At 47.2% G+C, this 21920-nt stretch carries 22 protein-coding genes; all 22 read right to left on the bottom strand.

The window, feature by feature from the left end:
* Positions 1-987, bottom strand: a complete 987-nt coding sequence (locus tag J2W69_RS00855; RefSeq protein ID WP_310273631.1) for a flagellar motor protein MotB — start codon at positions 985-987, stop codon at positions 1-3.
* Entirely contained in the window at positions 988-1731 is a 744-nt protein-coding gene (locus J2W69_RS00850) for a flagellar motor protein (RefSeq protein ID WP_008898486.1), read from the bottom strand.
* Positions 1724-2920, bottom strand: coding sequence for a protein-glutamate methylesterase/protein-glutamine glutaminase (locus tag J2W69_RS00845; RefSeq protein WP_310273629.1), 1197 nt, complete (start codon positions 2918-2920; stop codon positions 1724-1726). Before J2W69_RS00845 ends, J2W69_RS00850 begins: the two co-directional genes overlap by 8 nt.
* Before the next feature lie 11 nt (positions 2921-2931).
* Positions 2932-5151 carry a chemotaxis protein CheA gene (locus J2W69_RS00840; RefSeq protein WP_310273627.1) on the bottom strand — a complete coding sequence of 740 codons (2220 nt, stop codon included), beginning with the start codon at positions 5149-5151 and terminating at the stop codon, positions 2932-2934.
* A gap of 15 nt (positions 5152-5166) precedes the next feature.
* Positions 5167-5919, bottom strand: a complete 753-nt coding sequence (locus J2W69_RS00835) for a protein phosphatase CheZ (protein ID WP_008898489.1) — start codon at positions 5917-5919, stop codon at positions 5167-5169.
* Positions 5920-5944: 25 nt separating this feature from the next.
* Positions 5945-6316 (bottom strand): chemotaxis response regulator CheY, encoded by a 372-nt coding sequence (gene cheY / locus J2W69_RS00830; RefSeq protein WP_008898490.1) that lies wholly within the window; start codon positions 6314-6316, stop codon positions 5945-5947.
* Between the two features lie 54 nt (positions 6317-6370).
* On the bottom strand, positions 6371-7090 hold the full coding sequence (locus tag J2W69_RS00825) for an RNA polymerase sigma factor FliA (RefSeq protein ID WP_310273616.1): 720 nt from the start codon (positions 7088-7090) through the stop codon (positions 6371-6373).
* On the bottom strand, positions 7087-7971 hold the full coding sequence (locus J2W69_RS00820) for a MinD/ParA family protein (RefSeq protein WP_473091914.1): 885 nt from the start codon (positions 7969-7971) through the stop codon (positions 7087-7089). The genes J2W69_RS00825 and J2W69_RS00820 overlap by 4 nt, the downstream gene beginning before the upstream one ends.
* Positions 7964-9370 carry a flagellar biosynthesis GTPase FlhF gene (gene flhF / locus J2W69_RS00815; RefSeq protein ID WP_310273613.1) on the bottom strand — a complete coding sequence of 469 codons (1407 nt, stop codon included), beginning with the start codon at positions 9368-9370 and terminating at the stop codon, positions 7964-7966. Before flhF ends, J2W69_RS00820 begins: the two co-directional genes overlap by 8 nt.
* Before the next feature lie 10 nt (positions 9371-9380).
* Positions 9381-11486: a flagellar biosynthesis protein FlhA gene (gene flhA, locus J2W69_RS00810; protein ID WP_310273611.1), complete on the bottom strand. Its 2106-nt coding sequence runs from the start codon at positions 11484-11486 to the stop codon at positions 9381-9383.
* A gap of 58 nt (positions 11487-11544) precedes the next feature.
* Entirely contained in the window at positions 11545-12672 is a 1128-nt protein-coding gene (gene flhB, locus J2W69_RS00805) for a flagellar biosynthesis protein FlhB (protein ID WP_310273609.1), read from the bottom strand.
* A 9-nt stretch (positions 12673-12681) separates the two neighbouring features.
* The gene (gene fliR, locus J2W69_RS00800) at positions 12682-13455 is read right to left on the bottom strand and encodes a flagellar biosynthetic protein FliR (protein ID WP_310273607.1); all 774 of its coding nucleotides are present in this window, start codon (positions 13453-13455) and stop codon (positions 12682-12684) included.
* Entirely contained in the window at positions 13455-13724 is a 270-nt protein-coding gene (gene fliQ / locus J2W69_RS00795) for a flagellar biosynthesis protein FliQ (protein ID WP_310273605.1), read from the bottom strand. Before fliQ ends, fliR begins: the two co-directional genes overlap by 1 nt.
* On the bottom strand, positions 13721-14467 hold the full coding sequence (fliP, locus tag J2W69_RS00790) for a flagellar type III secretion system pore protein FliP (RefSeq protein ID WP_310273603.1): 747 nt from the start codon (positions 14465-14467) through the stop codon (positions 13721-13723). The genes fliQ and fliP overlap by 4 nt, the downstream gene beginning before the upstream one ends.
* Positions 14468-14914: a flagellar biosynthetic protein FliO gene (gene fliO, locus J2W69_RS00785; protein ID WP_310273601.1), complete on the bottom strand. Its 447-nt coding sequence runs from the start codon at positions 14912-14914 to the stop codon at positions 14468-14470. It abuts the gene before it with no gap.
* The gene (gene fliN, locus J2W69_RS00780; RefSeq protein ID WP_008898500.1) at positions 14914-15303 is read right to left on the bottom strand and encodes a flagellar motor switch protein FliN; all 390 of its coding nucleotides are present in this window, start codon (positions 15301-15303) and stop codon (positions 14914-14916) included. Before fliN ends, fliO begins: the two co-directional genes overlap by 1 nt.
* Before the next feature lie 2 nt (positions 15304-15305).
* A complete protein-coding gene (gene fliM / locus J2W69_RS00775) occupies positions 15306-16394 on the bottom strand; it encodes a flagellar motor switch protein FliM (protein ID WP_310273599.1) in 1089 nt (362 codons plus the stop codon).
* A 12-nt stretch (positions 16395-16406) separates the two neighbouring features.
* Positions 16407-16931, bottom strand: coding sequence for a flagellar basal body-associated protein FliL (fliL, locus tag J2W69_RS00770; RefSeq protein WP_310273597.1), 525 nt, complete (start codon positions 16929-16931; stop codon positions 16407-16409).
* A gap of 85 nt (positions 16932-17016) precedes the next feature.
* Positions 17017-19149: a flagellar hook-length control protein FliK gene (locus J2W69_RS00765; protein WP_310273595.1), complete on the bottom strand. Its 2133-nt coding sequence runs from the start codon at positions 19147-19149 to the stop codon at positions 17017-17019.
* A gap of 126 nt (positions 19150-19275) precedes the next feature.
* Complete coding sequence (fliJ, locus tag J2W69_RS00760) at positions 19276-19716, bottom strand: flagellar export protein FliJ (protein WP_310273594.1); 441 nt, start codon at positions 19714-19716, stop codon at positions 19276-19278.
* Positions 19717-19719: 3 nt separating this feature from the next.
* Positions 19720-21057 carry a flagellar protein export ATPase FliI gene (gene fliI, locus J2W69_RS00755; RefSeq protein WP_310273592.1) on the bottom strand — a complete coding sequence of 446 codons (1338 nt, stop codon included), beginning with the start codon at positions 21055-21057 and terminating at the stop codon, positions 19720-19722.
* Between the two features lie 48 nt (positions 21058-21105).
* Positions 21106-21909: a flagellar assembly protein FliH gene (gene fliH, locus J2W69_RS00750; protein ID WP_310273591.1), complete on the bottom strand. Its 804-nt coding sequence runs from the start codon at positions 21907-21909 to the stop codon at positions 21106-21108.
* Positions 21910-21920: the final 11 nt, after the last annotated feature.

Below are 21920 nucleotides of genomic sequence, written 5' to 3'. Positions count from 1 at the left end.
TTACTGTTCCTGCTCAATAGGTGGCTCTTCTTCGCCTGGTTCAGGCGGTCTGGTTGTGATCCGTATGCCACCATGAGGTAAGCGGATCACCCGTATTTTTTGCTGTTCTTGCGCTGCAGCCGCTTCAGCTGCCTGTTCTGCTGCAGTTTCCGGTTCGGCTGCCTCTGGTGTTTCAACCACAACAGCTTCGTATGCGTACTTAGATAAAGCTATCACTACCTTTCGGTTTTGACTGCGTCCTTGTGCCGTAGCGTTATCTGCAAAAGGGGAATACTGCCCATAGCCTTCAATCGCCATACGCTGTGGTTCTATACCTAAGTCTTCCAATAGACGGACTATGGAAGCAGCACGCGCTACTGACAACTCCCAGTTCGATGGAAACTGCTCGGTGCGGATAGGTACTGAATCAGTATAACCCCGCACTCTTAAAAAATTATTCGTCTGCTTTAAAATAGCAGTTAATTCAGTGATGACGGCAGAAGCTGAACTGTTTGAACGGGCACTGCCACTGCCAAACAATAGGCCACTATTGAGTTCAACCGTTAACCAGTCTTCATCCAGCGTAACTTTGGCTAAGCCCGACTCGATCAAAGTGCGCAAAGCACGATTGATGTCTTTTTGCATCCCCACTAAAGGGCTGCCAAGTTTAGTACTGTCTATCTGTTCTAACTTCGAATTATCCGCCAGTAAAGTGGGTCCTGTAGCGTCTTCCAACCCTGAACCATACAATTCAAAATCACTTTGCGGGTGAATATCAGGTTGTACAGATTGCCCCTGGATACCGGTTCCTGTTTTGTCTGTTGCTACAAACACCTTAGAAATAGTGTCCTGTAAGGCTTTAAACTGCTCACGCTCCATATTGGCCATCGAGTACAGCACAACAAAAAGCGCAAACAACAAGGTCATGTAATCGGCATAAGACACCAGCCAACGTTCTGTATCTGACTTTTCCGCTTCACTGGCGGCAGAACGGCGAGGCCTGTACATTTAAGTGGCTCTGTATGCCATTAGTTTGGATTCCACACTGCGGGGGTTTTCCCCCAGCGCTATAGAACACAAACCTTCGATCACCATAGAATGAAATAAAGCCCGCTCTTCAACTAACACTTTGATTTTATTAAATATAGGTATAAAGACAAAGTTAGCTAAGCCCACGCCATAAATAGTAGCAACAAAAGCGGTAGCAATGCCCTGCCCTAATTCATCCGGGTTGGAAATATTAGATAAGGCCAGAATAAGCCCAAGTACAGCGCCAACTATACCTATAGTCGGACTATAGCCGCCCATAGCTTCAAATACTTTTGCTGCTCTTAATAAACGTTCTTTTTCCAGATGCAGTTCGGTGTCGAGGATATCCTGCAATATTTTGGCTTCAGTCCCATCTACCAGTAAGTTCAAACCACGTTTTAGCAAGGGTTGCTCTTCGTTCAGTGCATCCTGTTCTAAGGATAAAAAACCTTGCAGACGAGCCGAATGCCCCCATTGGGTAATACGTTCTATGGTCGAATCGAAGTCCAGTTTAGGCGGCGTAATGACCCAGGGCAGCAAGCTCATGCTCAAGCGAAACTGTGAAGCCGGACTCTGGATCAGTACAGCCCCCAAAGTACCACCAAACACAATTAAAAAAGCAGGCCCATGCAACAAGGTAAGAACATCTCCACCTTCCTGACTAAAACCGCCCACTATAGCCACTAACGCAATAATAATACCGGCAAGAGTAAGCTTATCCATTGCCTACTTCTGCAATAAGACGGTTTGCCACATCAGATAACGCCACTTCAAGATGAGTCAAACCTGCAGCAGTCACAGCCTGCGGCATGCCATAAACCACGCAACTGGCTTCATCCTGCGCCCAGATACGGGAACCGGATTGCTTCAGTAAACGGGCGCCTTCACGACCATCCGAGCCCATACCTGTCAGAACTATTGCGAGTACTTTGTCGTTAAAGACTTTAGCAGCAGTACCAAAAGTAATATCTACGCTGGGTTTAAAGGTAATACGAGGTGAGTCGTCTTCGCGTACCCTAAGCCTGGCCTGGTTTTCATTGCCATCAACCAGCATTTGTTTACCACCTGGCGCCAGATAAGCCACACCAGGTCGAAGAATATCGTTGTCTGCAGCTTCTTTGACTTCAATTTTTGCCAGACCATTTAAACGGGCGGCAAAAGCGCCGGTAAAGGCGGCAGGCATATGCTGAATAAGCACAATAGGCAAAGGAAAGTTGGCAGGTAAAGCGGTAATAATTTGTTGCAGCGCGACTGGTCCGCCTGTTGAAGTGCCAATAGCGACCAGTTTGTAGTTCTTGCCGCTGGATTCAAAATTAGCAGTACGTTGTGATTCAGCACGTTCTGCTGCTCTGCTTTGTAACTCTGCCCGTTCAGCCAATGCTCTGGCCGCCAGACTTTGAGCCAAAGGTGCTCTTGCTGTTGTAGCAGAAGCACCGGTCGCAGGAGCTGGTGCAGTGCGGGATGAAAAAGTGGAGCCTGTGTTTCCCGTTAAACTGGATGGCCTGCTGATCACCCGGCGTCTGGCAACTGTTTTCACCCTTTGACGTAACACATCAGCGGCTTCGGCTTTATCGCGGGCTATGTCTTCGAATTTTTTCGGCAGGAAATCTATAGCGCCGGCTTCCAGTGCATCTAAAGTGGCTTTTGCACCTTCGTGAGTTAAAGATGAAAACATCAGAATAGGTGTGCGCTGTACCTTTAAGATTTCGCGCACAGCCTGAATGCCATCCATCACCGGCATTTCGATGTCCATCGTTATCACGTCAGGCCGCAAGGCTAACGCTTTTTCCACCGCCTCTTTACCATTATTGGCGGTGGCAATGACCTCTAACTCGGCATCCTGACTCAGTATTTCCGTCAGACGGCGACGGAAAAAACTGGAGTCATCAACAACTAATACCCTGATGGTCATACTTCACTCTCTTAGGCTGAGAATTTATCAAAGCGATCAAATTTTATTTTGGAACGTTTGGCATAATGCTTCAGCAAGTTAGGCACATCCAGAATAAGCGCTATACCGCCGTCTGATGTGATAGTAGCGCCAGCCATACCCGGAGTACCTTGCAATAAGGCATCCAGAGGTTTGATCACTACTTCTTCCTGACCAATCAGAGAGTCCACTACAAAACCAATTTGTTGGGTACCAATTTGCACTATCACCACATGACCCTGTTCGCGACGGATCTTTTTGGTCGAACCTTTGACCAGCCAGTGCTCAAGATAAAACAATGGAATGGCTTTGTTCCGAACCACTATGGTCAACTGGCCATCCACGTTGTTGGTTTTGGCCAAATCCAGATGGAAAATTTCGTTGACTGTCGCTAATGGCAAGGCAAAAGTTTGTTCGCCCACTATCACCATCAGGGTTGGCAATATCGCCAAAGTCAGCGGCACTTTAATTTCTAAGATAGTACCCTGACCCAACTTGGAGTTGATATGTACTGTACCGTTCAGTTGGGTAATTTTGGTTTTCACCACATCCATACCCACACCACGACCAGAAATATCAGAGATTTGCTCTTTAGTTGAAAAACCAGGGGCAAAAATCAGATTAAAGGCTTCAGTGTCTGACATACGGGCCGCCGCATCAGGTTCAAGTACACCACGTTTAATGGCTATGCCTTTAAGTTTTTCCGGATCCATACCTGCACCATCATCAGTGATGGTTAACAGAATATGATCACCAGCCTGAGACGCCGCTAATCTGACTAAACCTGTGCGTGGCTTACCAGCTTTGACACGAACATCCGGCATTTCAATACCATGGTCAACCGAGTTACGCACTAAGTGGACCAATGGATCGGCCAAAGCTTCAACCAGGTTTTTATCTAAATCTGTTTCTTCCCCTTCCAGCACAAGGTTAATGTCCTTTTGCAGAGAACGGGCTAAGTCGCGTACAACCCTTGGGAAACGGCCAAATACTTTTTTGATGGGCTGCATCCGGGTTTTCATCACAGCACCTTGTAAATCGGCTGTGACTACGTCGAGGTTCGCTATGGCTTTGCTCATTTCTTCATTCTGAGCAGTACCGGATAAACTGACTAAACGGTTACGCACTAACACTAATTCACCAACCATGTTCATGATTTGATCCAAACGTTTGGTATCAACACGAACTGTCGTTTCTGGCTGGTTAGCGGCTGCTTTTGGATCGGCATCAGGATCTTTTGGTGCTGCGGCTACAGGAGCTGGTTTTGCTGCTGCAGGTGCTGGAGTTGGAGCCGGCGCTTTGGCAGGTGCTGCAGCTTTGGCTACAGGTGCTGCTTTTGCAGTTTCAGCCGGGCCAACAGGCGCCTTGCCTTTACCATGCAAATCGTCCAGTAAAGATTCAAACTCGTCGTCTGAAATGTCGTCACCAGCAGCAGCTTTGGCTTTTTCTGGTGCTTTGACCGGTGCTTTTTCTGCAGGCTTCGCAGCCACAGATGCAGCTGCTTCACCAGGGATAAAGGAACCCTGACCATGCAGCTGATCTAAAATAGCTTCAAATTCATCGTCTGTGATGTCTTCACTGGCTGTTTCTTTCACCGCAGGCGGTGGCAGATTGGCGGACGTATCACGGCCCGGAGCTCCGGCACCATGCAATTCATCCAACAGAGATTCAAATTCGTCGTCGCTGATTTCATCAATGGAAGATGAACTTTCAACAGCCGGAACTGTAGCAAACTCAACTACAGCATCAAACTCTTCCATGCTGATTTCAGCTTCTGGTTCAGGTTCAGCTGCAACAGCATGATGGGCATGCTCGTCTTCCGACTCAGGCATGCTCAGGCGATGCAAAGCTTCAATAATAGCAGGATCAGCCGGAGTCAGAGGTTCGCGGTTTTGCACATCGGCAAACATAGCGTTGACCGCATCCAGGGCCTGTAAAATAACATCCATCAATTCTGCAGTAACACGACGTTTGCCGGTCCGCAAAATATCAAACACGTTTTCGGCGCCATGGCAGGCGTCAACTAATTCAGTCAGCGATAAAAATCCAGCGCCACCTTTAACGGTGTGGAAACCACGGAAAATGGCATTTAATAAATTTGCGTCATCCGGATTATTTTCCAGCTCAACCAACTGCTCTTGCAGTAGTTCAAGGATCTCGCCGGCTTCGACTAGGAAATCCTGTAAAATATCCTCATCTAAATCAAAGCCCATGCTACAGCTCCCCTTTTAGAAACCTAAACTTGATAATAAATCGTCCACATCATCCTGACCGGACACCACGTCATCACGCTCTGCTGCGTCAATAATAGGGCCTTCAGCTTCGTGACCTGCTTTTGGTTTTTTCACTACGGCTGGTCGTTCTTCCATACTTAAGTTGGTTTGACCAAAGGCCGTTAATAAACCAATTAAGCTGTCTTCCACTTCCCGGACCAATTCAATGACCCGCCGTAAAATCTGACCTGTTAAATCCTGATAATCCTGTGCCATCAATACTTCGGTCAGCCGTGCATGTAAGGTAGCAGAGTTTCCGGTGGCCTGATGCAAAAAGCCATCAAGATTATGACATAAGGCTTTGAACTCCCCGACTTTTAAGTCGCGACTCATCAGTTTTTGCCAGTCTGGCAAAATTGATTGTAGATGGGAGTTCAGCTCATCGGCGATAGGAAGACAGTTTTCGACCGCATCCATGGTTTTATTCGCGGCCTGTTCTGTCATATCAATAACATGATTCAAGCGCTTTTTGGCGTCCGGAATATCGTCGGCCAGCAACGAACTTAAGGATGGATCAATTTGGAAACTTTTTAGCGAGTCATGTAATTGCCGGGTTAGTTTTCCAACCTCGGCAAATAACTCAGAAGAACCCGGGACAGCCAGCTGTTGCACCAGTTCGTTCGCAGCGTCGGTTTCACCAAACTCAAGCAACTGAACCAGTTCACGGGCCTGTTCTAAAGAAATCAAGGGTGCCGTAGCTACAGACATGGTGTACTCCTTTGTCAGTTACGGTTTAACCCAGGCGTTCGAATACTTTAGCCAGTTTTTCCTGTAAGGTTGCAGCAGTAAAAGGTTTAACGATGTAACCGTTCACTCCAGCTTGTGCCGCTGCAATGATCTGTTCCTTTTTCGCTTCAGCAGTCACCATCAGCACAGGAATATGTTTCAGCTTTGCATCGGCACGAATTGCACGTAACAAATCGATACCCTGCATACCTGGCATATTCCAGTCTGTGACTACAAAATCAAAATCACCATTTTGCAACATAGGCAAAGCGGTACTGCCATCATCAGCTTCTGACACGTTGGTGAAGCCAAGATCTCTTAGCAGGTTTTTAATTATGCGTCTCATGGTTGAGAAATCATCAACCACAAGAATTTTCATATTCTTATCCAAAATCCCCTCCGGTGAGAGCCCAAGCTGGACTAACTCAAACTATTACAACCAATCCTGCATTCTGGAGCGTAAGCGCACCAGCGCCTGACTATGAATTTGACTGACCCTGGACTCACTGACATCCAGCACAGCACCAATCTCTTTCAAATTTAGTTCGTCATTATAATACAGCGACAACACTATAGCTTCTCGCTCCGGTAAGCTACTGATATTTTTTATCAACGCCTGTTGAAATGCATCAGTTGCCTGTTGTTCGTACAAATGATCTTCATCTTTATCATTTGCCGTCACTAACACATCTTCCGAGATGCCCAGATCTTCAATGCCAATAATGCGACCACTGCTGGCGTCACTGAGCATATGATGATACTCATCTAAAGATATATCAAGTTTTTCAGCAACTTCACTATCTTTTACATCACGGCCCAGTTCAGATTCAAGCTCAGAAATGGCTTCAGCTATCATGCGGGAATTACGATGCACTGAGCGCGGAGTCCAGTCACCACGGCGAATCTCATCCAGCATAGAGCCGCGGATACGAATGCCAGCAAAGGTTTCAAAGCTTGCACCTTTGCTGCCATCAAAATTCTTTGCAGCTTCAATCAGGCCTATCATACCGGATTGAATTAAATCATCGACTAAGACACTGGCGGGTAAACGGGCTAACAAGTGGTAGGCAATACGTTTTACCAGAGGCGCATGCCGCTCGATCATTTGAGTCAGTTGATCCGCGGCACCGTAGGCCGCAAGTTTGCTATTCAAACCAGACCTCTCGCTTCAGGTTGTTGCACCAATTGTTCCAAAAAGAATTCCAGATGCCCGGAAGCAACAGGAGGCACAGGCCATTGTACTGCGCGGGTGGCTAAGGTGCGGATAGCCAGAGACGCCGGAGTTCTTGGAAAAGCATCGACAAAAGCTTTTTGCTTACGCGCCGCTTTTCTGACGTTTTCATCAAAAGGTATAGTGGCGACTAATTCCAGGCTGACATCTAAAAAACGGTCTGTCACCCTGCTCAGTTTAGCAAACAATTCCTGACCTTCTTTTAAACTGCGCACCATATTGGCGACAATTTTAAAACGTTGCACACCGTGTTCACGGCTTAAGATTTTCATCAATGCGTAAGCGTCAGTGATGGAAGAGGGTTCATCACAGACCACCACTAACACATCCTGAGAGGCTCGGGAGAAACTTAATACCATATCGGAAATGCCTGCGGCAGTATCGACCAGCAACACGTCAAAACGGGTGCGCATTTCGCTAAAAGCACGAATAAGACCCGCGTGTTCTACCGGCTTTAATTCGGTCATGGACTGAGTGCCTGAAGTCGCTGGTACAATTTTAATACCAAAAGGACCTTCAATCAGAATGTCATCCAGCTCAGCTTCGCCGGATAACACATGAAATAAATTTTGCTGAACCCGAAGTCCAAGCATCACGTCACAGTTCGCCAATCCAAGGTCGGCGTCCAGTACTAATACTTTTTTGCCCAGCTGTGCCATAGCCATGGCGAGGTTCAAGGTGACGTTGGTTTTACCGACGCCGCCTTTACCACCTGTCACTGCTATCACTTTTACCATCTGTTGCTGTTGGTTCATTCTTCTCAGGCCACTGGCTTGATCATCATTCATCGGAAGATTATGCATAGGTTCCTTCCACCCGGGTCACTGAATCTGAATACCACTGATAACCCGTACTACTGTTAGAGGTCCGTAACTGCTCTGCCTTGGCAACCATTGTTTTGGCGTCTGCCATTTCGATGTCCTCAGGGACTCGTTGGCCATGGGTCAAATAACTGACCGGTAACGCATTTTGTATTGCCACGTTAATGATTTCTCCCAAACTTAAGCATTCATCAAGTTTGGTGAAAATACAACCCGCTAATGGAATACGTTTGAAATGTTCAACGGTTTCCTGCATCACGCGAGCTTGAGATGTTGCAGACAATACCAGATAACTTTTTATTTTGACACGCGAATTATGCACTAAGGACGCAAGTTTTTCCGCAAGACGAACGTCACGCTGGCTCATACCTGCAGTATCAATCAGTATTAATTTACGTGTTTGTAACTGATTTAACAGCATGGCCAACTCTTCGCTGTCTTTCACCTGTTTGACCGGACAACCTATAATACGGCCAAAAGTCGCGAGCTGCTCATAAGCACCGATACGAAATGAATCAGTGGTGATTAAAGCCACCTGATCGGCACCATGACGCTTGGCAAACTGAGCCGCCAGCTTAGCCACAGTCGTGGTTTTTCCTACGCCTGTAGGGCCAACCAGCGCTACTACACCGCCACGACGCATAATATCGTCATTGGTGGTGATCAACTGGCCTGTCAGCAGCTCTAATGCACTGTCCCAGGCTTCAGCATCGCTGATATCTTCAGGCATAAAGCAGGCGATTTGATCAGCCACTGGTTCAGATAAACCCAAAGCCAGCAGTTTTTCAATCACCATGGCACGGACAGGTTCACGACGCGCCAGATCCTGCCACATCAAACCAGAGACCTGGTGTTGCAACAATTGTTTCATAGACGACATTTCGCTTCGCATGGCGTCAAACTGTTTTTGCATCAGTTTGGCTTGTTGCTCCTGATAACGGGTCAGTTCGTTCAGATTTACGCCAGCTGCGCCGGAAGATTGACGTTCAGGATCCGGAGATGCTGAATTAGCGACCGAAAATAATGCGTTGGTCGCTGCAGCCGTTTTTGCAGCCGCCATTTTATTGGCAGAGATAGCCTGAGCAGCTGCAGGTTGTTTGCTGATTTGACGGGCGAGCAAAGCTTGCAAAGAATCTGCAGGTACCTGCTCTGGCTCATCGTCGACTTTGATATTCAAACGCGCGCCGACTGCAGGCTGAGCTACAGTTTTAGCTTCAGGCGCAGCCTTGGCTGGCGCGGCTTCCGGGTCTATTGCCGCCACAATTTCAACACCACCTGCGACCTTTTTATTCGACAGAATAATGGCATCAGGGCCTAAAAACTCTTTGACTTCCGTCAGAGCGGTGCGCATATCTTTGGCAACAAAGCGTTTGATTTTCATAGCTTAACTCCTAATTCGACTGGCCTACCACACTGACAATACGGATTTGTTTGTTGTCAGGGATCTCTTGGTAGGACAAAACCCGTAATCCTGGAATACTGTATTTCACGAATCGTGCCATAACTGATCGCAGAATACCGGAAGTCAATAAAACTGCTGGTTCACCGGCCAATTCCTGATTCTGGCAGGCAGTAGCCAGGGATTGCTGAATACGTTCAGCCAGGCCTGGTTCTATGCCTGCACCATCATTTCCGGCCGATTGCATCGACTGATGTAACATCTGCTCCAAATCAGGTGCAAAGGTGATCACAGGCACTTCAGGCGCACTGCCAACCACTTCCTGCACAATCAATCGTTTAAGCGCCACACGGCAAGACGCAGTTAAGACGTCAACATCCTGACTCTTCGATCCATAGTCCACCAGCGTTTGCACTATGGTGCGCATATCACGGATAGGCACACCTTCATGTAGCAGGTTCTGCAGCACTTTGACCACCACAGTCAGCGGCAATGTATCAGGTACTAACGCATCCACCAGTTTAGGCGAAGACTTCGCCAGCATATCCAGCAGATTCTGTACTTCTTCATGGCCCAGCAGCTGCGCCGCATTATTGGTTAAAATCTGGCTTAAATGGGTAGCTACTACTGTTGCAGCGTCCACTACTGTGTAGCCCAGGGTCTGCGCATGTTCACGCTGATTTTTTGCTATCCAGACCGCTTCTAAACCAAATGCAGGGTCTTTGGTGGCTATGCCTTTGACAGTACCAAACACCTGACCCGGGTTAATGGCCAGCTCATTGTCGTGTCTAAGCTCTGACTCCCCTGTCGTCACTCCCATCATGGTCACTCTGTAGGTATTAGGTTCCAAATCCAGATTGTCACGGATATGCACTGCAGGAATAAGGAATCCCAGCTCCTGAGATAATTTCTTGCGCACGCCTTTAATACGGGTCAGGAGTTCGCCGCCCTGGGCTTTATCTACCAGCGGGATTAAGCGGTAGCCGACTTCCAGACCTATAGTGTCAACAGGTTGCACATCGTCCCAGCCAATTTCTTTGACAGGAGCCACTTCAACAGGAGTGGTCATTTCGGCTTTTTTAATAGCTGCAGCTTTTTCTGCAGTTGGATGTTCGACCCTGTATAGGTAAAAAGCAGCACTTCCAACAATAAGAGCCAGGCTTAAAAAAGCGACATGAGGCATACCAGGCACTATGCCCATTATCACCAGGATAGCTGTGGCAAGCACCAGAACTTTAAAGTTACTGAACTGCCCTGCCATTTGAGTGCCAAAATCACCATCTTTGTTTTGACGGGTGACGATAATGGCGGTACCAACAGACAACAACAAACCCGGAATTTGTGCGACCAGGCCATCCCCTATGGTTAATAAAGTATAAATTTGCACAGCTTCCATAAAGGCCAAATCATGCTGCACTACGCCAATCACCAGACCACCGATAATATTGATCACCATAATAACGATACCCGCCATCGCATCGCCTTTAACGAACTTATTGGCACCGTCCATTGAGCCGTAAAAATCGGCCTCTTCGCCTATTTCTTCCCTGCGTTTACGGGCCTGATCGGCATCAATAAAACCGGCGTTTAAGTCAGCATCTATCGCCATCTGTTTACCTGGCATAGCATCTAAGGTAAATCGGGCTGTCACTTCAGAAATACGGGCAGCACCAGAAGTGACTACCATCATATTGATGATAACGAGGATGATAAAGACCACCAGACCCACAGCGTAGTTACCACCAATCACCACTTCACCAAAGGCCTCAACCACTTTACCCGCCGCATCAGGACCAGTATGGCCCTCAAGTAAAATCACCCGCGTACTGGCGATATTCAGGGTTAAACGCATAATAGTAGCCACCAGAATGACGCTGGGGAAAATGGCAAAATCTAAAGGTTTTCTGGTGTAAATAGTGATTAAAAGCACTACTAAGCCAAGGGTGATATTAAAAGTAAATAAGATATCCAGCATCAAAGGTGGCAGAGGCAACACCACCATAGCCAGAGCGGCCAGGATCATTAAAGGCGTGCCAATTCCTTTGATATAGGACAAAACTTCGGGATTTACACGGGAAAATACTTGGGTCATCGACATAAAAGGCCTGACAAATTACTGACGCTACAGGCTGTTATACAAAAACCGTTCCACAATTTTAATGTCTGTACCCTTCAGGAATAGGCAACTCTTTTTCCAGTGTCTTCGGTCGTTTTCCTTTGCCTTTTTTATACATATTTAATTGATAAACATAAGCAAGAACCTGAGCCACTGCAGCAAATAACTGCTCCGGAATAGGATGATCCAGCTCTGTGGTATAAAAAATTGAACGGGCTAAAGCAGGTGATTCGAGCACAGGCACTTTGTTTTCTTCGGCTAAACGCCGGATATAAAGCGCCATTTCATCTGCACCTTTGGCGACAACCACAGGGGCTCTGAACTTCGTCTGATCGTATTTAAGCGCGACGGCAAAGTGCGTCGGGTTGGTCACCACCACATCAGCAGTCGGCACTTCCGCTATCATACGACGCCGGGCAGCCTGATACTGCAAGCTACGGATACGACCTTTGACTCTGGGATCGCCTTCGGAGTTTTTATATTCGTCTTTGACCTCCTGTAAGGTCATTTTTAGTTCTTTATGGTGTTTCCACAACTGATAAGGCGTATCAATAGCGGCGATCACAATGACACTAAAACAAATGCCAAAAAACACCCAGGCCAGAATTTCTACCGATGCAAAAATATCTTGCGGATTGGTCATAAGCGACAAAGCCATAATATCATCAAAGAAGGTGGTCAGCAGCGCGAAAGTTAAGCCCCCTATGACCAATACCTTGGCGACACTTTTAAGCAGCTCCACCATAGCCTGCAAACCAAACATACGCTTAAAACCCGCCGCCGGATTCAGTTTGCTCCATTTGAAACCAACGGCCTGCCAGGTAAAGTTATAGCCACCCACCAGCACACTGCCCACATAAGCCGCCAGCATAATTAACAGAAAAAACTTCAGCAGCCCGGGGAAAAGTTCGAATAAGGCATCCCCCCAGACCGAAACCATGGAATAGGGATTAAAAATATCTTTTTCATCCAGCGACAACAAACGCCGACAGACATCCAGTACTGAGCCTGCTATCTCTTTGCCAAACAGCAACAGACCTGCACTACTGGCAACTAATACAGTGAAAGTGGCAAGATCCTTAGAACGAGCCACCTGACCTTTCTTTCGGGTGTCATCTAATTTTTTACTGGTGGGGTCTTCGGTTTTTTCCTGACCTGTTTCTGCCATGACAGCCTCCTAACAGCCAATCAACTTGCAGGTGTATTCAATACTATGCTGCCAGTTCAGATTAAAATGAAACAAGAAGGTGTCCATCGTCAGCCACATGATCAATAAACCAGCTATCATGCTGATGGGCATACCAATAGAGAAAATATTCAACTGAGGTGCGGTACGGGTTAATACACCAAAAGCAATGTTCACCACCAGCATAGCCGTAACAGGTGCCAGCGTGATGGTAAGAGCTGTCACTATAATCCAGCCACCAAATTCAGCCACCTGCCAGTATTTATTGACATCCAGCCACTGCCCGTTAATAGGCAAAGTTTCAAAACTGAACACCACCATCTGAAACATAATCAGATGACCGTCATACACCAAAAATAACAAGGTCGCTAAAATCAGATAAAACTGGCCTATGGCGGGCACAGAGACACCGTTAACCGGATCAGCCATAGCAGCAAAACCTAAACCAGTTTGGGTCGCGAGAATTTGGCCTGCGGTAACAAAAGCCTGCACAAAAATTTGTGAGATCAGCCCTATAGCCAAACCTAAGACAATTTGTTGGATCATTTGCACCACTAGATTCAGCGACATCAGATTGACGTCTTTGACCGGCGGCACTACAGGCATAATCATCACAATAAAAGCTGCGCAAAACGCAGCTTTGACCCGGGTAGGAATATTCTTCGCACCAAAAGCCACCATAATAAACATCATGGCCGAGACTCGGGCAAAAGGCAGCATAAAGTCAGCAATAACCTGAAGCAATTGCTGCAGTGGGTAATTCATTAGCTAATAACCGTTGGAATGCTCAGATAGAGCCTCTCGGTGTAATCCATAATGGTTTGGGTTAACCAATGGCCACCAAACATCAACGCCAGCAAAGTGACAATTAAACGTGGTAAAAAACTTAAGGTTTGTTCGTTGATGGATGTCGCGGCCTGAAAGATAGACACAATCAAGCCGACGATAAGAGACGGAATAATAGCCATACAGACAATTAATATCACCAACCAAAGTGCATCTCTTAATATATCAACAAAAACCTCTGGACTCATGTACCCACTCCGTAGCTGGTGGCTAAAGTCCCCATCACCAGTAACCAGCCATCCACCAATACAAACATCATCAGCTTAAAGGGCAAGGCAATAATCATAGGCGATAACATCATCATCCCCATGGCCATAAGAATACTGGCAACCACTAAGTCGATGATCAAAAACGGAATAAAAATCATAAAACCAATCTGGAAGGCTGTTTTTAACTCACTGGTGACAAAAGCCGGGATCACCACAGTAATAGGTAAATCAGCCACATTGTCGACTTTGGCTGTGCCTGCAATTTCTGCAAAAGTTTCTAAATCTTTCATTCGGGTCTGATGCAGCATAAAAGCTTTCATCGGCTTTATGGCTTCATCAAAGGCCTGAATGGAGGTCATTTCTTCAGCCAAATAAGGTTGCAGCGCTTTTTGATTCACCTCATCAAAGACTGGCGCCATAATAAAAAAGGTCATAAAAAGCGTAATACCGATCAGAACCTGATTCGATGGGGAAGAATGCAAACCTATGGCCTGACGCAAAATAGCCAGCACCACGATAATACGGGTAAAGCTGGTCATCATGATCACCATAGCAGGCAGAAAACTCAGCGCTGTCATAACCGCCAGAACTTGCAGCGTTACACTGTAGTCCTGAGAACCATCCGGGTTGGTGGTGACAGATAAAGCGGACAAAGAGCCGCCCTGCTGTGCCAGCAAATCAGGGGATAAAAGTAAAAGTACTACCGCAAGTAATGGCCACATTTAAGAGTTCGACTTCTGTTTTTGTAGTAATGTCTGAAATTGAGTGCGCCAGTCTGGCGCAGCCGGATCGTCCACCAGTGGTTGTTCTAGTTCAAACAGCATATTAATCTGGTTCGCTGTCACACCTAACACCCTTTGTTTGCCCTGCACTTCAATCACCAGCAAACGTTCACGCGGACCCAGCATAACTGAACTGATAATTTTTACATGGCTGGAGCCAGGTAACTTTATAGCCAGCTTTTTATACAACCAGGCCAAACCAAACAACAACCCCAGCACAATAATTAAAGAGCCAAACACATTCATAATGGTCATGGCATTCATGCCATTGCCCCGGGCTGAAGGCGCCGCAGTGGCCGTCACTTCAGCCACTGTTTCAGCAGCAAGTGCCAGAAAAGAGCTCAAGCTGATCAGACTGAATGCCATAAGACGAAAAGCGAACCGCATCAGCGCAACTTCTTAATACGTTCAATCTGACTGATCACATCGGTCAGACGAATACCAAATTTATCGTTCACCACAACCACTTCACCGTGAGCAATCAAAGTGCCGTTTACCAGCACGTCTAATGGCTCACCAGCCAGACGTTCCAGTTCCACTACTGAGCCCTGGTTCAGTTGCAGTAAGTTACGAATACTGATTTTGGCACGACCTACTTCCATTGAAATGGTGACAGGTATATCTAAGATAGTATCAAGTTTACGTTTTTCATCTACAGTAAGCTGTGCAGGTTCTTCTTTGAGTTCATCCAGCTCTACTGCCGACACTCCGGTATCCACTTCAGCTTCAGCAAGAGCTGCGGCCCATTCGTCCATGGTATCTTGTTCATTCGCCATGATTATCTCTCCCCACGTTCAGATAAGTTTAAGTCCGCTTCCAGTTCAGTGATATCCGCATCGCTGTCCAGACGGCGGCCGCCTTTAGTGAACACATGCATTTCTGATTTCACGGACTCAGGTCGTTTAATTTTTTCAATAATTTTTAAGGCAATATTGTCGCGGGAACGTCCCATTTTTGCTCTGTAAGTCGGTAAATCTTCAATCAACACCGTAATATGATCAGGCATTTCTACCGGAATAATATCGCCAGCCTGCAGATTCATCAGTTGTTCCAGTGTCAGTTCCACATCCAGCATTTTGGTGGTCAGATCCACTTTCACATCCATAATTTCGTCACGCAACGCCTTACTCCAGCGTAAGTCGGTATCTTCTTTATCACTTTGTACACCGGCATCCAGTAATTCGCGGATGGGTTCCAGCATTGAATAAGGTAAAGCCACGTGGAAATCACCACCACCACCATCCAGTTCAATATGGAAAGAGCTGATGACCACCACTTCGGTTGGGCTGACGATGTTAGCCATGGCCGGGTTGACTTCAGAATCCAGATATTCAAAGGAAACGTCCATCACTGGCGCCCAGGCTTCTTTATAATCTTCGAAGATAAGTTTCAGCAACATCTGGATAATACGGCGTTCTGTCGGTGTAAATTCACGACCTTCTATTTTGGCGTGGTAACGACCATCGCCACCAAAGAAGTTATCCACCAGAATAAAGACCAGACGCGCTTCCATCGTAATAAGGCCAGTGCCTTTTAACGGACGGAACCGCACCATGTTTAAACTGGTCGGAACAAAGAGGGTGTGTACGTATTCACCAAATTTAATCATTTGCACGCCGTTAATCGAAACCTCGGCAGTGCGGCGCATCATATTAAATAAGCTGATACGCATATGACGGGCAAAACGTTCGTTGACCATTTCGAGCGTGGGCATACGACCACGCACGATACGATCCTGTGAGGAAAAGTCATATTCAGTCGCAGAGCGCCCGCGACCGTCGCCACTTTCCTCGACCTCTTCTTCTTCAACGTCATCGACACCATGGAGTAGCGCGTCAATTTCGTCCTGGGACAATAAATCAGTCAAGCTATTGCTCTCTTATTGCATCACAAAACCAGTGAAAAGCACTTCTTCCACTACTTCACTGCCAGCCACGCCGGTTAAGGCTTCCTGCACATCTTTCAGTGCCTTTTTCTTTAAGCTTTCTTTACCTTCCACAGTGATCAGTTCTTCGGCATTACTGGTGCTGAAGTTACGTAACAAGGTACTTTCAATCAAAGGAATATGCACTTTGGCTGTTTCTTCATTGTTACTGCCACGCACCAGGAGTTGCACTTTAATTTGCACCAGACGATCTTTGGATGCGCCAGGCACATTAAAAATAAAAGGCCTTGGCATACTGACATACAAAGCTGTGCCTTTGGCTGCCAATGCATTTGGGTCTGTTGCCACTGTGCTTTGAGCACCAACTGCGGCCGGTGCTGGTTCAGACGAACCACCTGACATCATCAGCACGGCAACGACGGCACCAACGGCGAGCACTACAGCTGCAACTATGATGATAAGCAGCTTTTTCTTTTTCGCCTTACCGTCACCAATTTCTAAGTCTTTACCCGCTGCCATTTTTATTCCTTATTCACTGTGATGAGGCCGTATTATTGACCTCGCCATTCATCAAAGGCAATCTCTAACTGTGCAACTGTTGTTTTTACGCGTAATAATCCACCACGCGGTCCGAATGTCTTGTTGGCACCAGTGCAGGATCAACCATCTCGTCAGCAGTATCCGCAGCTGTACCATTGCCACCTGCTGTGCGACGACCGCCTTCCTGACCTGAAGAAGATTGGTTTTGCTGCTGTACAGAACCTTGACTCAACTCAATACCTTGCTGTTGCAATAATTCTCTGAGTTTTGGCATTTGTTGCTCCATCAACTCTTTGGCATTGCCCTGCTGTACCATAAACTGCACTGACATCTGATCCTGCTGCAGGCTTATTTTGATTTGCATCGAACCTAATTCGGACGGATCCAGACGAATTTCAGCTGTATGTACTTTGTCTTTGACCATCATCAGCATTTTTTCTTTTAACTGATTCGAGGCTTCGGGTTGGATCAAATTCAGTTTTTGCCCAAGCGGGTCGACTTGCTTTTGGCTTTGCTCAGCGACAGCTTCACGACCCGTCATCGTAATAGCTGCGTTGGTTTTTTCCAGACTGGATTTCAGTTGACTGCTAAATGAGTTGGTTTCTGTCACCAGAGGGTTAATGACTTTTTGTTGTTCAATCACGCTTAGCAAAGTTTCAGCTTTGTTCTGCTGCTCAGATCCACCGGATGAGGAGGACGCTCCCTGTTCGCCCTGAGCTGAGACAGTTGCGGCCTGAAGTTGCTTTAAGGCCTCTTCGGTGGTGACTTTCACTTCTGCAGTCGCGGCTTTAGTTTGCTGAGCAACAGGAGCCACTATAGCCGCAGCGCTCTGAGCCTGCACTGAAACTTTAACATCAGAGGCAGGTGCTGGTGCAATCAGGCTGTCAGCATCACTCTCCTGCTCTACAGCAGTTTGGCTGCTGGTCACTGCAACGCCTTTAGGCAAAGTTACTTGCTCTGTCTGAATCAATGCTTTATTCACTACAACTGGAGAAACAGGTTCAGTCACCGTGACCACTGCAGGCTCATGTTCAGCTTTTACGGCAGGTGCAGGGCCTTTTAGTGGTTTTTCAAGAGGAGCAAAAGTTTTGCTTTGATCAGGACCAGTATCTTTATTGGTTTTTGCCAGAGGTTTATCTGTAACTTCTGTGGCTTCTGTCGAGGTTTCTGCCAGGCTTTCTGACAACACCACAACGGCCTCCTGCTGCGCTTTAGGCGCTGATTTTTCAATAGGAGCAACTATTTTGCTCTGATCCGGGCCCGTATCTTTATTGATTGGGGTCAGGGTTTTGTCTGTCACTGCTGCAGCTTGCTTTAAGGCGGTGTCAGTTGGCTTTGCTGTTGTATCAGCAGCGTCATTTTTTGCCGTTGTTTTTTGCTCTGTCTGACCGACAAGTTTTAAGGCTTTTAACTCTTCTGCATTGTGTTGCTGTTCAGCATTTTGTCCTGTGCTTTGTCCTGTGCTTTGTTCAGTGAGCGGCTTTTCACCGAGCGCTATAGCTCCACCACTTTGAGCTGCCACTGTTGTTTTTGCTGATGCAGTTGTAGCTAAAACTCCGGCCTCTGTTATGTTGTCAGACTTGCCCTTTACAACGTCAGTTTGGAGCTCTGCTGGCTCTTCTATCATTCCTGGGCCAGGTTTATCGACACGAGCTTGCGGGGTTAGCTTAGTATCAGCCTCTGCTTTTGCTGCTTTGGTTAAACGCTCATGCAAACTTTTTGCTTTTTCCAGCAAGTTTAACCAATGGGATTGTCCGGCCTCGCCTTTTTCAGCGATCACCGGCTCAGCTTCAATGTCAGCTGCAGTCAGTGTTTTATCATCTTTAGTGTCTGAAGGGCTGTTCGTCACCGCAGATCCGACGGTCTCACTTTTAGTGTCGGCTGTGCCAGCACTCTGGTTTTCAGAGGATTTGTTCTGTTCCGGCACTTGTGAGGCAGTATTCTGCCGCGTTTTAGCAGAAGCTTTTGCTGATTTTTCCGGCGCTTTACCATTGACTTCTGCAGCCAAAGTGGCGGCGAAACTTTGATCTGGCTCTGCAGAACCGTCGTTTGACAAAGCAGCTTGTGGCTTTGCAGAACCGTCGTTTGACAAAGCAGCTTGTGGCTTTGCAGAACCGTCGTTTGACAAAGCAGCTTGTGGCTTTGCAGCTGAGACGGGCTCAGAGCTAAGCAGTGTCATTGATAATAATTCAGCCATCGATTACTCCGGTCCGGGTCCTTGCAGCTTAGAGGCTGCTGTTGCTTGTTTGTGCCTGCACCTGGCAAGCGACATCATTTATTACAAACGAAATAATTGAAAATACATACAAAATACGCGCCAAACTTAACTGACTCTGCGGAAAAATTGCTGAGTGGCGATTTCGTCCAGCATTTTTTGTTCTTGTTTGTCCGCTTTGCGTTGTACTTCTGCCAAATCACGCTCAATCAGTATTTCCAGCGCCTTGCGTTTTTTCTGCATCGCCAGTAGCTGCACTAAACGCTGATCGGCATTCGCCTTCGCTTGCTGCACATACTGCTGCTGCGCTGTTAATGCGGCGTCCAGCTTGCCAATAAAATTTAAGTACTGGTTAAAATGACGACTGGCCATACCTTCCTGGCCACGACTTTGGGTTTGTTGCACATACTCAATACGGTAATCTGCCAGGCCCTGATACTTTTGCTGCATCGACTGATAATTCTGCAATGCAGCTCTGTACTGCGCCTGTAATTTGTCTTCTTTTTCCTGCTGGACTTTCACCAACAGCTGAAGTTGTGCCAATGCCATAACTTAACGCCCCATAGTGCCTGGTAAGAGTTTATCCAGCTGCGTCAGACTTTCGTCATAAGGCACAACCTCTTTCATTTCCTGTTGTAAAAAACCACGGATTTTTGGCATCAACTGCACTGCGGCATCCAGCTGTGGATCGGCGCCTTTGACATAAGCACCAATAGAAATTAAATCTTTGCTTTGCTGGTAAGCGGCATACAACTGTTTCACAGCCCGCGCCAGTTTTTGATGTTCCATACTGGTCACTGCCGGCATAACCCGGCTAATCGACTTTTCAATATCAATGGCCGGAAAATGACCACTGTCGGCCAACTGACGTGACAGCACTATGTGACCATCTAAAATTGCGCGCGACGCATCAGCAATGGGATCCTGCAAATCATCACCTTCGGACAATACAGTATAAAAAGCCGTGATAGAGCCCTGACCTACGGCACCATTACCGGCTCTTTCTACTAAGGCCGGTAACTTAGCGAACACAGAAGGCGGATAACCTTTAGTTGCGGGTGGTTCGCCGACCGCCAGAGCTATTTCCCGCTGCGCCTGAGCGTAACGGGTGATGGAGTCAAGCAACAGCAGCACATCCAGCCCCTGCTCACGAAAATACTCAGCCACCTGCACTGCGGTTTCGCAGCCTTTTAAGCGCATTAAAGGCGAGACGTCAGCAGGCGCAGCAACCACCACAGAACGCTTACGGCCTTCTTCACCTAAAATTTCATCAATAAATTCTTTGACCTCACGGCCCCGCTCACCAACCAGACCTACCACTATCACATCGGCTGCAGTACCCCGGGTCATCATGCCCAACAACACAGATTTACCTACACCTGAGCCAGCAAACAAGCCCATACGCTGGCCTTTGCCTACGGTAATAATACTGTTGATAGCGCGCACACCGACATCCAAAGGGGCATGAATAGGCTGACGTTGTAATGGATTAATAGGAGGTTTTTTCGCACCGCCAAATTCCTGACTCACAATAGGGCCTTTGCCATCCAGTGGTTTGCCTGCGCCGTCAATCACCCGCCCCAGCAACGCCATAGTCAAAGGCACCCCTTTAAAATCATTCAGAGGTGTCACTTTGGCGCCAGGCACTACACCTGACACATCATCTTTGGGCATTAAAAAAATACGATCGTTGGCGAACCCCACGACTTCAGCAAATAACTGGCCTGATGCGGTTTCCACGTGACAGGTCTGGCCTATAGCCGCAGTGCAGCCTGTTGCTTCGAGCGTCAAGCCAACCACCCGAACCAAACGTCCGGCCAGGTTGGGTCTGCTTTTCTGAATATGCTGCAGCTGTTGTTTTAAATTGGCGGCTAACTGTGAAGACGACATAAAGATAAAACTCCGAAAACAAAGCCTGCGACAAGGCAGGACTTCTTATTAATCAGGAGAATGCAAGAAATGCTCCAGACTGCTTTGCAATCTGTGTTTAATAGTTCTGTCCATAGAAGATAACGTGGTTTCCAGCAAACAACCACCACGTTCAATGGCAGGGTCTGAGCGCAACTGCCAATGCCGTTCTGCTAACTGTTCAACACTGAAATGTTGCTCAACCAAAGCCAGATCGTCAGGATGAAGTTTGATCAGAATATGTTCAGTTTGCATAGGCAATACAGAGGTAGCGTCAGAAAGCGTTTTTAAAATCACCTGTGGATTAGTTTTTACTTCCACCGCTATCACAGCTTCAGCCATCGCCAGACAAAGCTGCACCAGTTGCTGCTCTACCTGTTGATCAATTTGCAGCAGAGGTTGCTGCAACTGATCCAGCAAGGCAGCCAGTTCCTGCTTTTTCTGCTCTATTTCTTCAGAGGCTTGTTCTAAGCCAAGTTTTTTCCCTTCAGCCTGGCCCTGAGTCAAACCATCAGCGCTGCCCTGTTCGCGGCCTTCTTCATAGCCTTTAGAAAAACCTTCTTCTTTGCCCTGAGCAAAACCTTCATCAAAAGCCGCCTGACGTATTTGTTCAATATCGTCAGCCGTCAGAGGTTTGATCTCCAGTTCTGCTTCTTCTTCCACCGCTGCTGATGCCACCTTATGCGTGGGCAGCGTTTTGTTCAGCGCATTGGTTTTACCCGCTGGCACTTTTCTGTCTGAACTCAGTTCCGGGCTGGGCCAACGTTTGAGTAACTCAAGTAACTCATCCGTTGGCGCAAAAGGTTGTTTGGTTCGAAAAGGATCCATGGTCATACAGCTTTACT

The organism is Rheinheimera soli, from assembly GCF_031457405.1.
Lineage (GTDB): Bacteria > Pseudomonadota > Gammaproteobacteria > Enterobacterales > Alteromonadaceae > Pararheinheimera > Pararheinheimera soli_A.
This window is presented reverse-complemented; position numbering and strand designations above follow the sequence as displayed.